The sequence below is a fragment of the Mesorhizobium loti genome (assembly GCA_014189435.1).
Classification (GTDB): domain Bacteria; phylum Pseudomonadota; class Alphaproteobacteria; order Rhizobiales; family Rhizobiaceae; genus Mesorhizobium; species Mesorhizobium loti_G.
In genome coordinates, this window is record CP050293.1 from 4,287,950 (window position 1) to 4,306,562 (window position 18,613).

Below are 18,613 nucleotides of genomic sequence, written 5' to 3' on the forward strand. Positions count from 1 at the left end.
GCTTTCGGGCGACGTATCCGCTCAGGCTCGAGGCTTGAGACTGTCGCGGCCACTGTCGATATGAGGCGCCCAGAAATCCACCGACTCGCGGATCATCTCGATAACCTGATGATCCACCGGTTCCCTCTCCCTGAAGGAAAGTTCAAGGCAAATTTCATTGTCGGTTCCGCCACCTTGCCGAACCGCATCCAGCAGCTTTTGCGGAAGTATGCGGCCGTCCTTGTTGTAGGCGGCCGTGAACGGCCAGTGGCCGCCCTTGTTCATGGATGACTGCTTGATATGGATGATCGGCGACTGCAATGGAAACGCCTTCGCCCAGGCATAGGGGTCGGTGTCGGCGGGATCGGGCGAGGTGACATCGCCATGGTCGATATCCACCATCATCTTCATCGGGATGGGCAGCTTCGCCGCGTCGATGGCGCCTTGCAGCGTGATGCAGCTTTCGATCGTGTGGCCGAACTCGCGGCCGACCGACATCGGCTCCCAGAACAGGTAGGTCAGGCCCGCCGCCTTGGCGTGCTCGGCCACCTCGCGCCAGCATTCGAGCGCGATGTCGAGTAATGCCGCCCGCCGTTGCGGATCGTCAAAGTCCTTGTAGGTGAAGATGGCGAACTGCGTGCCCATGCCGGACGCGCCGAGCTCGGCGGAAATGTCGGCGAAGGTTTTGAACCAGTCGACATAGTAGCGCCGGACATCCGCGTCCGGGTGGCCGAAATGGTTGAGCCGGCCATAGGGTCCGGTCATGCCGGAGGTGATCCGCACGCCGGTCCGCGCCAGTGCCCTGTTGAACAGGCGCAGGAACTTGGCAATCGTCGCCGCCGGCCAGCCCGGATTGACGAATTCATGCGTCAGCTGCACGTCGCGGATGCCGATGCCATAGGCGATCGCGTCGATCAAATCGTCTGGATCGGCGAAGCGATTGACCAGTGGATTGGTGTTGAGGGAAAGCGTGAAGGCCATCAGTCTGCCGTCGCCAAGATGTTACTGAACCAGTCTTCGAATGCCTGCCGCTCGGCTGCGTTGATATGCAGGCCATGTTTGGTGCGGCGTTCCAGGATATCGGCTGATGTGCCGGCCCATTCGGTCTCGACCAGGAACCTTGCCTCCCGTTCATACAGATCGGGCCCGAAGCGGCGACCGAGGTCCGCTTCGCCATGCGCGCCGGCGAGCAATTGTTTGGCGCGGGTGCCATAGGTTCGCGCGTAATGCTTCACCAGCGACGGGCTGAGCCATGAAAACTCGGAATGCAGATCGCTCAGGAACTGCTCGAAATCCGCATTGGGCAGGTCGCCCCCCGGCAAGGGAATTTTGGCCGTCCAGGCTTTCTTCATCGCCGGAAAGAACGGCTGGATCTTTTCCAGCGCATGTTCGGACAGCTTGCGGAAGGTGGTGATCTTGCCGCCGAACACCGAAAGCAGCGGCGCGTTGCCATTGGAGGCGTCGAGTTCGAAAATATAGTCGCGCGTCACCGCGCTTGGATTGTCGGCATTGTCGTCATAGAGCGGGCGCACGCCCGAGAAACTATAGACCACGTCCTGTGGCGTCAGCTGTCGCTTGAAATAGCGATTGACCACCTTGATCAGATAATCGACTTCGCTTGCCTCGGCGGCCACTTCCTCGGGCCTGCCTTCGTAGGGAATGTCGGTCGTGCCGATCAGCGCCAGATCGTTCTCATAGGGATTGACGAAGATCACCCGCTTGTCGTTGTTCTGAATGAGATAGGCCTGCCGCCCCTCCCAGAATTTGGGCACGACGATATGGCTGCCTTTCACCAGGCGAACATTGCGCGTCGAATTCTGCCCGGCAACGCGGCTGACAATGTCGTTGACCCAAGGTCCTGCCGCATTGACCAGCGCCCGCGCGCGGACCTTCGTCATCGCACCCGTGCGGCCGTCCTGCATGTCGATCGACCATAGGCCGTCTTCGCGGCGCGCCGCGACACAAGCCGTGCGCGTGAGCACCCTGGCGCCGCGCTGCTTGGCGTCCAGCGCGTTGAGCAGCACCAGTCGCGCATCGTCGACCCAGCAGTCGGAGTATTCGAAACCACGCCTGAACTCGTCCTTGATCGGCGCGCCTTCCGGTGCTGTCCTCAGGTTCAGCGTTCTTGTCCCCGGCAGGCGTTTACGGCCGCCAAGATGGTCGTAGAGAAACAGGCCGAGCCGGACCAGCCATGCCGGCCTGTCCTGCGGGCTGTGCGGAAGAACGAAGCGCATCGGCCAGATGATGTGCGGCGCCGCCTCGAGCAGCACCTCGCGTTCGATCAACGCTTCGCGAACCAACCGGAATTCGTAATATTCGAGGTAGCGCAAGCCGCCATGCACCAGCTTGCCGGAGCGCGAACTGGTGCCTTGGGCGAGATCGTCCTTTTCGCACAGGATGACGGACAGCCCGCGCCCTGCCGCGTCACGCGCTATGCCGGCCCCATTGACGCCGCCACCGATCACGAAGAGATCGACGACATCTGTTGTATTGCTCAAGATCTTGCTCCTGTGCGGTGCGCCATGCCCTTCCACACCGGCCGAAGCGCCTGACGCGCCGCAACGAAGGAAGGGAAGAGCGCATCGTAGGTTTGCGAAAGCGCCTCGTCATAGGCATCGCAGTCGCCGAGAAGCGGCGTCACCCACTCGGCGGCGCAGTTTTCCATGGAGCCGTAGACGCCGAGGCCGACCGCCGCCATCATCGCGGCGCCAGCAGCACCGGCTTCCTGGCGGCTGCTCGTGCGCACTTGCGCCCGGGTCGCCGCTGCTATGATGCGGCGTAGCGACGGGCTGCGCGCGGCGCCGCCCGACAGGCGGATCTCGCCCGGCACGGCGCCCATCGCCTGGTAGCAATCGCGTGCAGCGAAGGCCAATCCCTCAAGCACGGCGCGTGCCAGATCGCCAAAGCCGTGCTTGACCGAAAGGCCGATGAAACCCGCGCGTGCGTCAGGGTCGACGAACGGCCCTCTTTCGCCGGCCAGCGATATGTAGGGCTGGTAAATCAGCGATCCCGGCTCCGATGCCTCCACCCAGACATCGAGTGCTTTCAGCAACTCGTCATGGGAAGGTTTGCCGCCAGCCGTGGCGAGCACGTCGCGCGCAAGGCCAAGCAGCCAGTCGATGTTGAGCGTCGCCGCCATGTTGGACTGCAATTGCGCATAGCCACCCGGAACGGGCATGGCGATCGTGTAGCCTGAGCCATCGCCGTTCAGCACGACATCGTCGGGAGTGGCGGCGAAGCGCGTGTGTATGCCGGTCGAGCCGATGACCGTGCAGCCGACATTGCCTGAGGGATCATAGAGGCCGGCTCCGAGAGCCGTCATGACCATATCGACGTAACCCAGCACCACCGGCGTGCCTTCGAGCAGGCCGGTCTCCCCTGCCGCCGATCGCGACAGCGGATGATGGTCGGTGGTGCCTTCGAGCATGGGCGGCAACAGGCGGCGATGCGTCGTCAGATCCAGGATGTCGAGGGCTTCGTCGGAATAGGTGCGCGACCGAAAATCGCCGAAAGTGAAGGTCCCTTCGGAGGGATCCGTGGCGCGTTCGCCCGTCATCTTGAAGTAGAGCCAATCCTTGCAATGCAGTGCGGTCGCCGCCCGCTCCAGCAAGTCCGGATTGTTCCTTTTCATGAAGGCAAGTTGGGCGCCTTGCTGGCAGGAATTGAGACCCGTGCCGGTCAGCTCGAACCGCCTGCGATCCCGGGGATCGGCGCGCATCTCGTCGACCAGATGTCCGGCACGGGCGTCGAGCCACAGCCAGGCGCGCGAGACCGGCAAGCCGTCGCCATCGATCAGCCAGGTTCCGTCGCCCTGCCCGGTGATGGCAACCGCCGCGGTTCGTTGCGCGAGGTCGGGGATTTTGGCCGCGAGATCGCGAACGGTCCGCGCCATGTCGCGCCATGTCTGATCGAGGTCCTGCTCGGCGCCACCGCCTTCCAGCGTGGCGAAGCTGTTGGGCACGGATGTCATGGCGAGCTGCCGCCCGGACAGATCGAAAGCGACCGATTTGATCACCGACGTTCCCGCGTCGATGCCGATCAGCAGGTCTTTCATGCCGCAAATTCCGGTTGGTTAAGAAGACAGGTCACGAAGGCAGTCTTTGTCATCTCGTAGAAGAGGCAGGGAGTGTCCGCAAGGACACCCCCTGCGCAGGTTTCATTCCGACAGCACGAAGGGTGCCGTGTACTTGTCGACATTGTCCTTGGTGATGAGAAGGCAATCGAACAGCTGCTTCTCGGTCGCCGCACCGGTGGCGCCCGTCTTGATGAACGAGTCCGCCTGCTGCACGGCCTTGGCCGAGAAGATGGCGACCGGCTGCAGCACGGTGTACTGCAGTTCGCCGGACTTGATCGCCGCAACCGCGTCAGGGGAGCCGTCGAAGCCGCCGACCTTGATGCCAGCCAGCTTGCCGGCTTCCTTCAGCGCCGCAACCGCGCCGAGAGCCATTTCGTCATTGCCGCTGATCACGGCGATGATGTCGGGATTGGCCTGAAGCATGCTCTGCATCTTGTCGTGGCCCTGGGTACGATCCCAGTTGGCGACCTGCGAGGCAGCCTTTTCGAGATCCGGATACTGGCTCAGCACAGTCGCGTAACCGTTCGAGCGCGTGGCGGCATTGTTGTCCGAGGGGGCGCCGAGCAGTTCGACATATTTGCCCTTTTCACCGACGGCCTGCACCCACTGCTGGGCACCGAGAGCAGCACCCTGCGCGTTGTTGGAGACGAGCTGCCCCTTGGCGAGGCCTTCCTGGTTAATCTCGGCATTGACGAGGAAAACCGGGATGTTGGCGGCAATCGCCTTCTTCACCGCGCCGACCGAACCATCGGCGTTGGCCGGGTCGAGGATGATCGCCACCGACTTGTTGATGATGGCGGTGTCGATCAGGTTGCTTTCCGTGTTGGTATCGCCCTTGTGGGCGCCGACATTGGCCGTGTAGCCGAGCTTCTCGGCCTCGGCCTTGGCGACGTTGCCCTCGGTCAGCCAGTAGGGGTTGGCCGGATCGTTGACGATGATCGAGATCAGGCCCGCAGCCGACGCGGCGGCCGTGAACCCGACGACCATCGCGGCGGCAAGCAGACTTTTCAGCATGGTTCTCATGTACATTCCTCCAATGATTACGCGGTGTTGCTGCCAGTTCACCTGGCAGTCTTCCCTTGGGCAGGATTGGCCGTTTCGGCCTTCCCCCGTTTCTGAGAAGTCGGTTGGCCACCTGTCGCGCTTGGGAGCTTGCTGCGGCGGCGATACTGAACGGCATTGAGCAGCACGGCGAGCACGATGACGGCGCCGGTGAACACTGTCTGCCAGTAGGATGAGATGCCGATGATCACCAGACCGTCGGACAGGAAGCCGATGACGAAGGCCCCGAGCAGGGTTCCGCGGATGTTGCCGCGGCCGCCGGTCAGCGCCGCGCCGCCGATGACGACGGCCGCGATGGCCGTCAGTTCGTAGGTGGTGCCAGCGGTCGGCCCCGCCGAGGTCAGTTGCGAGGACAGGATCAGGCCTGCAATGGCGGCGCAGATACCTGACAGCACATAGACGGATATCTGCACCGTCTTGACCGGGACGCCGGACAGTTCGGCCGCGCGCTCATTGCCGCCCGAGGCGTAGAGCCAGCGCCCGAAAGCGGTGCGGTTCAGGACGATGCTGCCGATCAGCGCGATGACCACGAGAACCACGACACCGGTCGGCACGCCGAACAGGCGGTTGAAGCCAAGCGCATCGAAGCCGGTGTTTCCGAGCTCCGGCTTGCCGCCGAGATTGTTGTAGGTCAGACCGCTGGTCATAAGCAGCGCCAGGCCGCGCGCCATGTACATGACGCCGAGCGTGGCGACGAACGCCGGAACCTTGAAGCGCGCGATGAGCACGCCGTTGATCAGCCCGACAACGGCGCCCAGCATGCAGGCCAGCACCGCGACCACCCAGACCGGCGGATAGAGGACGACGCCCAGCCAGGTCAGCGTCACCCCTTGCATCAGGAAGCCGGCGACGACACCGGCCAAGCCCAGTGTCGACCCCACCGACAGGTCGATGCCGCCATTGAGGATGACGAGCAGCATGCCGACGGCGAGAATTCCGAAGATGGCGACATGCGAGGCCATGGTCAGGAAGTTCGCCACCGAGAGGTAGTAGGGCGACAGGATCGAAAACACGACGATGATGACGATCAGGGCAAAGAATGCCCGGCCCTCGAGCAGCAGCTTGGCGAGATCGAAGCCTTCGCCGCCCGCGCTTGGACTGGACTGTTTTCTGGCCTGGCTGACATCGGTCATGGGTCTGGGCTCCGAAATTCTGGTGATCAGGCGACCACGGCTTCGCCGGAGGCGGCCATGATCTGCTCTTTGGTGGCGTTGGCGCCGAATTCGGCTGAAATCCTGCCCCTGCGCATGACGACGATGCGGTGCGCAATGCTGAGGCACTCGTTGACCTCCGAGGTCGAGAAGACGACGGCAAGGCCTTGAGCGGCGCGTTCGCTCAGCAAGCGGAAGACTTCGGCCTTGGCGCCGACATCGATGCCGCGGCTCGGCTCGTCGAGAAGGATGACCTTGGGGTTGGTCGTCAGCATCTTGCCGATGACGACTTTCTGCTGATTGCCGCCCGACAGCGATCCGATCATGGCGTTGCCGCCGGCGGTCTTGACGGTCACCTTGCGGATCGAGTCCTCGACCAGCTCTCGCTCCCTGGAGCGGGACAGAAACAGCCCCCTGGCGAACGCCTCGATGCTGGCGAGCGAAAGGTTGCGGCCGACGGTCATGGTTTGCACCAGCCCGTCGCGCTGGCGATCCTCGGGGACCAGCACAAGACCTCTGGAGATGCGCTGGGCAATGCTCAGCCCCGAAACGTCCTCGCCTTCCAGAAGCGCGCGGCCGCCCGCCATCGGCACCCGTCCGGCGACGGCTTCCAGCAACTCCGTGCGCCCGGCGCCCATCAACCCGTAGATGCAGACGATCTCGCCTGCCCGCACGTCCAGCGACAGGTGATCGACGACGGAATAGCCTGAGCCCGAAGTGTCGACGACGCTGACATCCTCGATAGACAGGGCGACCCCGCCGAACGCATGGCCGGTCGGCGGCGAACCGAGGTCGAAGTTCTCACCGACCATGTTGCGCACGATCCACTCGAGGTCGATGTCCCTGGCTTCAGCCGTCGCCGTTATCGCGCCGTCGCGCAGTACGACGGCGTAGTCGGTGATCTGCAACGCCTCTTCGAGATGATGTGAAATGTAGACGATGGAGACGCCACGGCTGGTCAGATCGCGGATCACCTTGAACAGAACTTCCACCTCGGTTGCGCTAAGCGCGGAGGTCGGCTCGTCCATGATCAGGATGCGCGAGTCGACCGACAATGCCCGCGCGATCTCGACGATCTGCTGTTGGCCGAGGCGCAGATCCTCGACCAGGGTCATCGGGTCGATGTCCTCTTCAAGGTCGGCCATCAGCGCGCGCGCCTGGCGCTGCTCCTCGGCGAAGTCGAGGCCGGTCCTGGTGCGCAGTTCGCGGCCCATGAAGATGTTGTCGCGAACGCTGAGGTTGGGCGCCAGGCTGAGTTCCTGGTGGATGATCGAAATGCCGCGATCGCGCGCGTCCGAGGATGAGGAAAAGCTGACGAGATTGCCGTCGAGCACGATGTCGCCGGATGTCGGCGTGACCACGCCGGACAGGATCTTCATCAGCGTCGACTTGCCGGCGCCATTCTCTCCAAACAGCGTGGTGACCTTGCCGCGATGGATGTCGAAATTGACACCCTTGAGCGCATGAACGCCGCCATACGACATGACGATGTTGCGCGCCGAAAGCACGGCGTCGCCATTCGCGGGTCCGATGTCGGCAGCCGGTCTCATTTGACGTCCAGCCTCACGGGAGTGACCAGCCAGCTCTTCGGATTGACCAGCTTGAACGCGCCGACCACCGATATGGTCTTGCCGGTCAAGGCGCTCGCATCGACCTTGGCCAGCACTTCCTTCTTCATCTCGTTGTTCAGCGCCGAACCGGCGTCCTGATATTCGATCTGGTTGGTGAACTGTCCGAATGTGATCTTGCCGGTGGCGTCACGAAGCTCGGTGCCGTTAATCGCCGGTCCCGTCTGCACGCGGATCATCAGCGTGTCGGGCACACCGTCGACGGCGACCTTGTAGATGCCCGATTTTCCTTCGCCGACGACGCCGCTGAACTTGACCGAGATGACCGGTCCGACGCCCGCAGGCACGCCGTATTCCTTCTCGGCCGTCGCCCTGTCCTTGGCGATCGCCGCCGCCACGGTCACCGCGTCGGCGGCGCGCGCATCGACATCGGCCTGCACTTTGGGAAATTCCGACTTGCCGTAGTCAGCGGCGGAAAACACGGCGCTGCGAACGTCGCCTGCCGACCCGATCCTGACCACCTTGGTGTCGAGCGCCATGGCGCCGAGCAGGACGACAGCCGCAGCGCCGGCAAGTGCGCGACGCAGGCCGGGCGAGGCCGGCCTGGCCGATGCAGTGGCGGCCTTCGCGCTCATGACGCAACCGCCAGCAAAGCTGATCCGCGCTTGTCACGCATTTGACGATCCTCCGTTCACATGGCGCTCCGCACCATTGGATTGGTTTTGTTCGACAAGGGCACGGGCGGTGGACTCATCGGTGATCAGGCCGCTCAGATAACGGCTTTCGAGCACCGCCTTGATGGCGCGTACTTTCACCTTGCCGCCGGCGACGGCGACGATCCGGCGGCCTTTCAACTGGTCCCGCGGAAGCGCCAGAATTCTGTCCGACAGTGCCGTTTCCACCGGACGGCCTTTATCGTCGAAGAAGTGGGCGAGCAGCTCGCCGACGCCGCCATCGCGTTTGACCTCGTCGATTTCGGAATGTTCGATCATGCCGGTGGCGACCAGCGAGGCTTCCCGCTCGGCTGTGCCTATGCCGACGAACATCAGGTCGGACCGGCTCGCGAGGTCGAAGACATCGCTGATGCCGCGCTGGCCAAGCAGCACCTCACGGTCCTCGGCGGTGTTGGCGACGAAGGGCACCGGCATCACATAGGCCTGCGCGCCGGTCCGCTCGGCCAGACGATGCATGACGTCGTGCGGGTTGGCCGCGAATTTGCGCGTCACACCGCCAAGCAGCGAAACGAAACGGATATGGGCGGCGGCGGTGCGCGTCAGATACTCGACGCTTGCGGCAAGGGTGCGGCCATGGCCGACGCCGATCAGCATGTCCTCGCCGCGATCGATCTCGCGCTTCAGAAACTGCGCGCCGGCGATGCCAAGCGCTTTCAACGGCAGCTCGTCCTGATCGAGATCGGGAACGACCTCGCAATAGTCGAGCCCGTAAGCATCGATCAGCTGCTGCTCGAGGTCGATGCATTCGCCGACGTCGCCGTCGATGATCACCCTGACCAGACCATCCTGGGTGGCCCGGGTGATGAGCCGATGCGCCTTGAGGCTGGTCAGGCCGAGCCGCTTGGCCACCTGGGCCTGCGTAAGACCCCCCGCATAGTGAAGCCAGGCCGCGCGGGTGGCGAGGCTGGACTCGTGATCGCGGTTAGCGGTTCCGCCGGATTTCAAGCCATCTCCTCCCTGAGATGATATTATTATCTTTGTGTGCAAAAATTTTCACATCCCTGCATCACTGTCAATCCCTCGCCGGATCTAGCGCATACGCCCCGCGTGGAATTCACAGGTCTCGCCCCTTCCCGAAACGCCGGCATGCCGGCGTTTCGGCAGGCAACATCGACCTATTAGGACCTAATCATATTATTCGACCATACAATGGTGTTAAATTAACGTCAATCTGTGTTATATCCTATTGACGCCAACCTAATTGCACAGCTCATTGCCATCCAATTTTTCATCAACATTTTGTTTTTGATGAATAATATCCACTCACAGAAAAATCCCAATCCGTCTGTGAGTTGGGTGATTTGCGGATGTGGCGCATCCTTGGGCAAACCGATCGGATTGCCTTATGAAAAGGGCAGCGGCGACGGAGTGATCAGCCCAACCGCATCAGGTTCCGGCCCTCAAGCTCCACAATCGCGGCCTCGACTTCCCCTGCAAGGCGCCCAGCGCTCCAGCCCAGCGCCCGTCCGGCAATCGCGGCAATCTCCTGCAGGTCGCGGCCTGTCAGGGAGCCTGATATCGCCAGGGTGCTGCGGCGCATGACGATATCAGCCAGATGTTCGACGAACTCGTTGCGGACGATGTAGTCAATTTCCGACCGGCTGTAGTTTTCTGAATCCGGCAGCCGATCCTCATCATCCGGCCCATGCGTGGCGATCTGCGTGGCTCTGGTGCCATATCGCGACAGCAGCTCATCGAGACGCCGTTCTTCAGCGCCCGTCTCCGAGTGAGCCAGAGCCAGCCAACTTGCTCGTGCTGCGGCATCGGCCGGGAAGTCCCTGCCGCCGCCGATTGGCATCGCTTGCGTCGTCACCTTGCGGCTGCGCTGCAGGCGGACGAGCACGGTGTCGGCGACTTCCTCGGCAAAGCCACGAAAGGTCGTCCATTTGCCGCCGATCAGCGAAATGACCGCGAAAGGCCTGTTCCGATCCGGCTCGGCGACCGGGGCCGAGTGATCGCGGCTGATCAGCCCGGGCAGCGATGCATCCGAGGCCGGCAGCGGCCTGATGCCGCTATAGGCATAGACGATCTGGCCGCGCTCGAACGCCATTCCCGGCAGCAGCGTCCGCACGCTGTCGAGCAGGTACTCGACTTCGTCAGGCTCGCAGCGCACCGCGTCGGGATTATCGGCCTTGATGTCGGTGGAGCCGACCAGCGCCAGGCCGAGATAGTCGTAGACGAGGCAGATGCGGCCGTCGTCGGCTTCGAAATACAGCATGCGCCCGGCCAGGCTTCTGACCAGTTCGTCATGCTTCAGCAGGATGTGCGAGCCCTTGGTACCGCCGATCATCTTCGACGGCGCGCCAAGCAATTCGTTGACATCGTCGATCCAGGGACCGGCGGCATTGACCACCAGCTTCGGCCGCACCGAAAAGGCCGCGCCATTCTCCGGCTGGAAGGTCAGCACGCCATTGGCGGACTTCACCAGCGCCGTGTAATTCGCGCCGGCCGAGGCCGGGTTTGCCTGCAGCCCATCGAGGATCAGTTCGAGCACCAGCCTTTCGGGGTGGCTTATCTTGGCGTCGTAATAGGTGCCGGTGGCGACGATCGAGGGATTGAGCGCCGGCATCTCACTGAGCGCCTGGCGCCGCCCGACCATGCGGTGACGCGGCATGACCTGGTTTCGCGAGCCATAGAAATCATAGATCATCAGGCCGATCTTGATCAGGATGGCGCCGCGGCTACGCGGCGCGCTGGTCGAGCCGAACAGCGTCCGCAACGCCGCCAGCACGCCCTTGCTCCAGGAGAAGATCGGGATGACGGTCGGCAGCGGGCTGACATAGTGCGGCGCGTTCTTCAAAAGCAGATTGCGTTCGAGCGTCGACTGCGCCACCAGCCCGAACTCGCCGGTTTCGAGATATTTCAAGCCGCCATGAATGAGCCGCGATGGCGCGGCACTGGTGCCCGAGCCGAAATCCGCCTTGTCAACGATCAGGCAGCTGACGCCTTGCGCGCACAGATCGCGGAACAACCCTGCTCCGTTGATGCCGGCGCCAAGAATGACGACGTCGACTTCGCCGGTCCCGGCCATGGCGGCCAAACGCCCGGCGGGATTCTCCGTAAATGTTCCTTCGCTTGAGCTCATAGTACTTTCGTCTTGACGATGCGCAGCTTCACGCCAGCCCGTTCGAGGGCTTGCGCCCGCGCCTCGCCCAGGCCTTCGGTCGCCAGCACGACGTCGAAATTGGTCAGATCGTCGAAGACATGCAGTGCGATCCTGTCGAACTTGGCGTGGTCGATCAGAAGGATGCGCTTGACCGATGCAGCCATCATCGCCTGCTTGACCCGCACGACATTGGGGTCCTGGATGAAGGCCGTGGTTCCGGTGATGGCCGAAGCCGAACAGATCAGCACATTGGCGCGCAGCTGCGCCACGGCGTTCTCGCAGACGATGCCTATGTAGGCGTTGTAGGTGCCGTGGTACTGGCCGCCGAGACAGATGAAATCGATATCGTCGACATTGGTCAACAGTGATGCCGTCGCCACGGAGTTGGTGATGACGGTCAGCGGCTTGATGTCGAGCAGCAGTGTCGCGACGGCGTTTGCCGTCGAGGAATCGTCCAGCATCACCACCTGGCCGGCCTCGACATAATCGAGTGCTGCCCGCGCCAGTGCATCCTTCTCGGCCCGGTTGACCGTCACCCGGTAGCGGAAGGCGCTTTCGTAAAGGCCGGAAGGCTGGACCGTCACCGCACCGTGCAGCTTGCGCAGCACGCCCTGCTGCGCCAACCGGTCGATGTGCCGGTGGATGGTCATGCGCGATACGCCGAAATGCTCGACCAAATCGTCGATGCGCACCTGGCCGAGCTTGATCACATAGTCGGCGATCTCTTCGCGCCGTTCGTCGGCCTTGATCATGCAGTCCCCCAAGTGTCTGGCCGCGCCAGCTTCTCGATCTCCGGCCAATGCGGTTCGAGCGCACCGGCTATGCGGCCATAGAGAGAAAAGCGCTCGTTGAACACAGCACTCGAGGCCGGCACTGGTTCGTATTGGCGCGCCGTCATGCCGACCTGCCTGGCGCCTTGTTGCGGTGTCGCGAAGATGCCGACCGCGGCACCCGCGCAAAGGGCAGTGCCGAAGGCCGCGGCCTCGTCGGTCGAGGTGATGGTGACCGGGGCGTTCAGCACGTCGGCAAACATCTGGACGAAAGCCGGATTGCGCGAACCGCCGCCGGTCAGGCGTATCTCGCTGATAGCAAAGCCCTCGCGCAAGGCTTCTACATGGGTGCGGTGATTGAAGGCTATGCCCTCCAGAACCGCCTTCAGCATATCGCCGCGGGTATGCCAGCCGTGCAGGCCGACAAAGCTGCCGCTGGCGACATCGCCAAAAGGGGAGCCGAACAGATAGGGATGAAACAGGATGGTCGAGGGCTTCTTCAGCGCCGTGTCGATCTCTGCTGCCAGAAACTCGTGGATCGAGCCGCCATCGACCGATGTCTTTTCCTGCTCCGAGCGGCAGAACGTGTCGAGAAACCAGTCGTAATTCGCGGTCGAGGCCGGCGAGATCGCCATGTTGTTCCAGAGGCCTGCGTCGATGGCGTTGCGGCAGAACCAGCGCGGATCGACGCGCGGCTCTGACGAAACGACTTCGTTGATGGAATAGGTCCCGGCGACGATCGCAAGCACGCCCTCCTCATGGCCGCCCATGCCGAGCGCGGAGGCGGTCACGTCATGCAGTCCGCACGCGACCGGCGTTCCCTTGGCCAGGCCGGTCATTTCGGCGGCCTCGGCGGTGACGTGGCCGACGATCTCGGCGGAGTGCGCCATCGGCGGCAGCGCGTCGAACAGATCGTCCAGTCCGAAGATGCGCATCGCTTCCGGCGCGAAGGCCTGCGTGCGGAAATCCGTGAATGAGGTGCTGGCCTCGGTACGGTCGGTGCCGATCGTGCCCGACAGGCAAAAGCGCAGCCAGTCCTTGCAGGCCAGTATATGCCCGATGCGCCCATAGCGGTCGGGTTGGTTCTTCCTGATCCAGGCCAGCAGCGCCGACGGCGCCGAGACATGCGGCGCCTGGCCGGTGCGCGCCAACGCGTCTTCGAAGACCCGGTCCGCCGACCATCGTTCGACAATCTCGCCAGCGCGGCTGTCGAGCGACAGGATCCCGGGGCCTAGCGGCCGACGATCCTTGTCGAGCAAATAGAGACCGTCGCCATGCGCGGTCGCCGCCACCGCCCTGATGTCGTCCGCCGGGCGGCCACACAGCGCGATCGCTTCCTTGATCGCATCGGCGGTCGCTTGCCAGAGGCCGGCCATGTCGCGCTCCACCCAGCGCGCATGGGGCATCGACTGCGGAACCCGTCGACGCGCCACGGACAACTGCGTGCCATCGGCATCGAAGATCACCGCCTTGGTGACCGTGAGACCGTTATCGATTCCGAGCAGGCTGGGCATGGTCACCGCCTCTTTCAGCGACTGGCGATGCGCACTGCAAGGCAATCCTGCAGGCTGGGACAGGGGTGACAGACATAGCGACGATCGACGAGCAACGGTGATACAAGCGACGGGTGCCCAATGAGTCAAACGAACCATATCTCGGTGTTAATTTAACGTCAATATATGAGACAATTCTTTTATCGCATCCGTCGAAACGGGCATTGTAAGCGATGACTGACTACAAAAATGGCTGATTTGATTGAATTTTCTTGCCGGTAAAATATCCCACCCAGATCGTTCAATCAACCGACGGGCACGCCATAGATCGGCCTCGTTCGCCCGGCGCTGCGCGCGCCGGCAAGCCTCGGTTGCCGATGCTTCAGAAGCTACTCGAAGGAATAGGTGAAGCCCTCCTTGGAGGCGCCAACCGTCACCTTCGTCATCTTTTCGCCCTCTAGCGACCGGTTCAGCACGCCACGGCTCAATTCTGGCAGAAGCGTGTTGGTCAAAATGGCATCGATCATCCGCCCGCCGGATTCGATCTCGGTGCAGCGGGCCTTGACCAGATCCATGACGCCATCGCCGATCACCAATTCCGCATCGTTGGTCGCACGCAGCCGGCGAGCGATCTTGGCGAACTGGTGGCGGGTGATCGCTTCGATCATCGAATCCGAGAGCGGATAGTAGGGAATGGTCACCACGCGGCCGAGAAAGGCCGCAGGGAAGACCTTCAGCAACGGGCTGCGCAGCGCTGTGTCCAGATCGTCGAGCCCTGCCCGCAGCGTGCCATTCCTGGTGCGATCCATGATGACTTCGGAGCCGACATTCGAGGTGAGCAGGATCAGCGTGTTCTTGAAATCGATGCGCCGGCCCTCGCTGTCGTCCATCATCCCCTTGTCGAAGACCTGGAAGAAGATTTCGTGCACGTCCGGATGCGCCTTTTCGACCTCGTCGAGCAGGATCACCGAATAGGGTTTGCGGCGGACCGCCTCGGTCAGGATGCCACCCTTGCCGTAGCCGACATATCCAGGCGGCGCCCCCTTCAAGGTCGAGACCGTGTGCGCCTCCTGGAATTCGGACATGTTGATCGAGATCAGGTTCTGCTCCCCGCCGTAGAGCGTTTCGGCCAAGGCCAAGGCGGTTTCGGTCTTGCCGACGCCCGAGGGGCCGCAGAGCAGGAACACGCCCACCGGCTTTTCCGGCGCGCCGAGCCCGGCGCGGCTGGTTTGCACGCGTTTGGCGATCATCTCCATGGCGTGATCCTGGCCGACGACCCGCTCCGAAAGCGTGGTTGCGAGCTTGAGTGCCTTTTCGGTCTGACTGGACAGCATCCTCCCCGTCGGGATGCCGGTCCAATCCTGAACAACCGCCGCCACGGCGTTGCGGTCGACCGACGGCAGGATCAACGGCGTCTCGCCTTGCGCCTCGGCCAGTTCGGCCATCAGTTCGCGCAAGCGGGAGAGATCGGCGACCGGATCGGGTGGAGGAGCATCGGCAGCCGCCGATGCCTCCACGTCGGGTCTGGCTGTTTTGGTCTTGGTCGGTTTAGTCTTGGGCGTTTCGCTCTTGGTTGGCTGAGCCTCAGCCGCGTCCGCGCGTGCCGTTTCGCTATTGGTCTCCGGCGTCTCCACCGCATCGAGCGGCACACCTTCGCCGCGCAGCCTGGCACGCAGTTCGAGTATCTCGGCAACGAGTGCCTTTTCCCGATCCCAACGCCCCTGCGCGGCTGCGAGCGTGACTTCGGTTTCGGCCAGCCCGGTGTCGACCCGTGCCTGCCGGTCGTTCACCTCGATGCCGATCGCGGCCTCACGGCCGATGATGCCGCGCTCGACCTCCAGCGCCTGGCGGCGACGGATGATGTCCTCGACCTCGGCCGGTGTAGCGTGCTGCGATATGGCGACACGGGCGCAAGCGGTGTCGAGAAGGCTCACCGCCTTGTCAGGCAGTTGCCGCGCCGGGATGTAGCGATGCGACAGGCCGACCGCCGCTTCGATCGCCTCATCCAGTATCTGCACCTTGTGGTGCTGCTCCAGAACGCCGGCGACACCGCGCAACATGAGAACGGCCACCGCCTCCGAAGGCTCGTCGATTTTTACCACCTGGAAGCGGCGGGTCAGCGCCGGGTCTTTCTCGATGTGCTGCTTGTATTCGGCCCAGGTCGTTGCCGCGATCGTACGCAATTCGCCGCGCGCCAGCGCCGGCTTCAAGAGATTGGCCGCGTCACCGGTTCCAGCCGCGCCGCCTGCGCCAATCAAGGTGTGGGCCTCATCGATGAACAGGATGACCGGCGTTTCGGAAGACTGCACCTCATCGATGACCGCCTTCAGCCGTTTTTCGAACTCGCCCTTCACGCTTGCACCCGCCTGCATCAATCCGACATCGAGCATGCGCACACTGACGCCTTGCAGTGTGGGCGGCACGTCGTCTGCTGCAATACGCAAGGCAAAGCCCTCGACGACCGCGGTCTTGCCGACGCCGGCCTCACCGGTCAGGATCGGGTTGTTTTGCCGGCGTCGCATCAGGATATCGACGATTTGCCTGATCTCCGGATCGCGGCCGACGACCGGATCGATCTTGCCGTCGCGGGCGCGCTGGGTCAGGTCGGTAGCGTATTTCGCCAGCGCCGAATCCCCGCCAGGGGGCCGCTTCGGCGCCTCTGCGGCAGAGACAGTGGTCGAGGCGCCAGCTTCGAGCGAGCCCTCCATCACATCGGCGAACCGCGCGATGACCGCGGCGGCGTCGATCTTGTCAAACTCGCCGCTGATCTTCGACAGCAGGCCTTCCAGCACCGGCGTCTTCAGGCACGCAAGGAGAATATGGGCGCTGCGGACTTCCTCGACGCCGAACTCGAGCGTCGCCAGGTTCCAGGCTTCCTGGATGGCATGGAAGATATGGTCGGAAAATTCCTCGATCGACGTTGCGCCGTAGGGCAGCTTGTCGACGGCGCGGGTCATGTCAGCGGTGAGCCGGCTCGTATCCACGCCCGCATCGGCGATTATCATTTGCACATCCGAGCGGTCGGAAAGCACCAGTTGCTCAATGAAGTGGACGAGTTCGACGTAAGGATTGCCGCGCAGTTTGGCGGTGTCGGCCGCGGCCTTGAAGGCGCGCACACCGACAGGATTGAGCTTGCCGACCAGTTCCTTGCGTTTGAAGGTCTGCGATGACCGGCGCTGTTCCATCGAACGTGCTCCTGCAATCTGCCAGTCGATAACCTGCCACATAAGCCGTCACTTGACAAAGCGCGTGGTGGACAGTGCCCCTTCCATTTGTGGAAAGTACCTCACCATCGGCTGCAAACAACCACGCAATTGCCCGCCTCCGTGTCATGCATTTTACATACAGGATCGGCAACCTGAACAAAGGTTTTGGCACCGCAGAAGTGGTCTGGTCAGCTTTCGTTAATTTTTTGAGCAGTGCTTGAATTGTGGTAAAGTGCAACCGTGTGATACCGTAGGGTCACGTATGGTTTGATGGCCGATCGCTGGGGGTTGGTGTGATTGATGTCGCACTCTGGCTTGCTCCGCTCGACGGTGAAAATCCGTCAGGGGAGGATTTGCGCAACGACCCGGCTTTTCATGAGCTGGAGCGCCTGACGGAGCCCGAGATCAAGGTCGTCCACGACGGCCAAAACAAACCCGCCTCGCAAAGCACCATTCCGGTCGACTGGCCCGCGGTGCTCGCCAAGGCGGAGGAATTGCGCGCGCATGGCCGGGACCTGCGCCTGCTGGTCGTCGTCACGCGCGCGCTGGCCAATGAAGAAGGACTGGCCGGGCTCGCGCAAGGGCTGACCCTTATTGCGCAGACCTTCGATCAGCATTGGGAAACCATGCATCCGGCACTGCGGCCCAACGCTTCGCCACGCGATGCCGCCTTGCGCCGTATCAACGCGCTGCTCGACCTCCAGAATGGTCAGGAGGGGTTGTTGGCGAACCTGCGGCAAATGACGTTCTTTGCGCCGCGTGCAATCGGCCCGATTCAGGGCAAGGATCTGGAAAAGGGTGCGCTCGACGACCGCGTCATGCTCCAGGAAGCCGCCTCCGGGTTGAATGCGGCTGAAAAGGCCGCGCTGGTCAGTGCGCACGGACAATTGTTGAACCGGGTGCGTGCCGGATGTGCGGCACAGATGGATCAAGCCAACGCAGAAATGGTCTTGCTCGTCGCCGACGCCCGAGCAGCGATCGTGGCCCTTGATGCGGTCGAGACCGCGCTCAACGCACGTCTCGAGAGCAGCGGCGCGCCTGTTCCGGAATTGAAACGGTTTCTGCAGCGTTTGCTGACGACCCTCGAACGGAATTCGGCAGCCGGCGCGGTGGTGAATGGCGCGGCCAAGCCGCCCACGCCGGCAGAACCGGCAATGCCTGCTCGAAACGGTCATGGAGCCGATACTATGGCAAGTGCGGCAAGCTACACGGACTCGAGCACGGGGCTTCCCGACCGGATTTCCTCACGCGACGACGTGGTGAAATGCCTCGACCTCGTCGTCGCCTTCTATGACCGCACCGAACCGTCGAGCCCTATACCGCACCTGGCGCGGCGTGTGCGCCGGATGGTGCATATGGATTTCGTTGAACTGATGGAAGATCTCGCCCCGTCGGGCCTGAAGGAATTCCGGCTCCTTGCCGGCGTTCCCGATGCCAAGAAGACGGCTCAGAAGGATGAAAGGTAACAA

At 62.8% G+C, this 18,613-nt stretch carries 13 protein-coding genes; 1 reads left to right on the forward strand and 12 read right to left on the reverse strand.

From position 1 onward, the window contains the following. Window positions 1-21: 21 nt before the first annotated feature. The 12 genes from HB777_20965 to tssH form a co-directional block, all read right to left on the reverse strand. A complete protein-coding gene (locus tag HB777_20965; protein ID QND66139.1) occupies window positions 22-960 on the reverse strand; it encodes an erythrose 4-phosphate dehydrogenase in 939 nt (312 codons plus the stop codon). Next, window positions 960-2,477 (reverse strand): glycerol-3-phosphate dehydrogenase, encoded by a 1,518-nt coding sequence (locus tag HB777_20970; GenBank protein QND66140.1) that lies wholly within the window; start codon window positions 2,475-2,477, stop codon window positions 960-962. The genes HB777_20965 and HB777_20970 overlap by 1 nt, the downstream gene beginning before the upstream one ends. Next, window positions 2,474-4,033, reverse strand: a complete 1,560-nt coding sequence (locus HB777_20975; protein QND66141.1) for a carbohydrate kinase — start codon at window positions 4,031-4,033, stop codon at window positions 2,474-2,476. The genes HB777_20970 and HB777_20975 overlap by 4 nt, the downstream gene beginning before the upstream one ends. A 102-nt stretch (window positions 4,034-4,135) precedes the next feature. Then, the gene (locus tag HB777_20980) at window positions 4,136-5,083 is read right to left on the reverse strand and encodes a D-ribose ABC transporter substrate-binding protein (protein ID QND66142.1); all 948 of its coding nucleotides are present in this window, start codon (window positions 5,081-5,083) and stop codon (window positions 4,136-4,138) included. 32 nt (window positions 5,084-5,115) lie between these two features. Next, window positions 5,116-6,249: an ABC transporter permease gene (locus HB777_20985; protein ID QND66143.1), complete on the reverse strand. Its 1,134-nt coding sequence runs from the start codon at window positions 6,247-6,249 to the stop codon at window positions 5,116-5,118. A 26-nt stretch (window positions 6,250-6,275) separates the two neighbouring features. Further along, window positions 6,276-7,817: a sugar ABC transporter ATP-binding protein gene (locus tag HB777_20990; GenBank protein ID QND66144.1), complete on the reverse strand. Its 1,542-nt coding sequence runs from the start codon at window positions 7,815-7,817 to the stop codon at window positions 6,276-6,278. Further along, window positions 7,814-8,470, reverse strand: coding sequence for a DUF2291 domain-containing protein (locus tag HB777_20995; protein QND66145.1), 657 nt, complete (start codon window positions 8,468-8,470; stop codon window positions 7,814-7,816). Before HB777_20995 ends, HB777_20990 begins: the two co-directional genes overlap by 4 nt. A 33-nt stretch (window positions 8,471-8,503) precedes the next feature. Beyond that, window positions 8,504-9,514 (reverse strand): sugar-binding transcriptional regulator, encoded by a 1,011-nt coding sequence (locus tag HB777_21000; protein ID QND66146.1) that lies wholly within the window; start codon window positions 9,512-9,514, stop codon window positions 8,504-8,506. Between the two features lie 427 nt (window positions 9,515-9,941). After that, window positions 9,942-11,600: a glycerol-3-phosphate dehydrogenase/oxidase gene (locus tag HB777_21005; GenBank protein QND68848.1), complete on the reverse strand. Its 1,659-nt coding sequence runs from the start codon at window positions 11,598-11,600 to the stop codon at window positions 9,942-9,944. 50 nt (window positions 11,601-11,650) lie between these two features. Beyond that, the gene (locus tag HB777_21010; protein QND66147.1) at window positions 11,651-12,427 is read right to left on the reverse strand and encodes a DeoR/GlpR transcriptional regulator; all 777 of its coding nucleotides are present in this window, start codon (window positions 12,425-12,427) and stop codon (window positions 11,651-11,653) included. Then, window positions 12,424-13,959, reverse strand: coding sequence for a carbohydrate kinase (locus HB777_21015; protein QND66148.1), 1,536 nt, complete (start codon window positions 13,957-13,959; stop codon window positions 12,424-12,426). The genes HB777_21010 and HB777_21015 overlap by 4 nt, the downstream gene beginning before the upstream one ends. 368 nt (window positions 13,960-14,327) lie before the next feature. Then, a complete protein-coding gene (tssH, locus tag HB777_21020) occupies window positions 14,328-17,123 on the reverse strand; it encodes a type VI secretion system ATPase TssH (GenBank protein QND66149.1) in 2,796 nt (931 codons plus the stop codon). Window positions 17,124-17,437: 314 nt separating this feature from the next. On the opposite strand from tssH, the gene tssA reads away from it, so the two are divergent. Continuing rightward, entirely contained in the window at window positions 17,438-18,610 is a 1,173-nt protein-coding gene (gene tssA, locus HB777_21025; protein QND66150.1) for a type VI secretion system protein TssA, read from the forward strand. Window positions 18,611-18,613 lie beyond the last annotated feature (3 nt).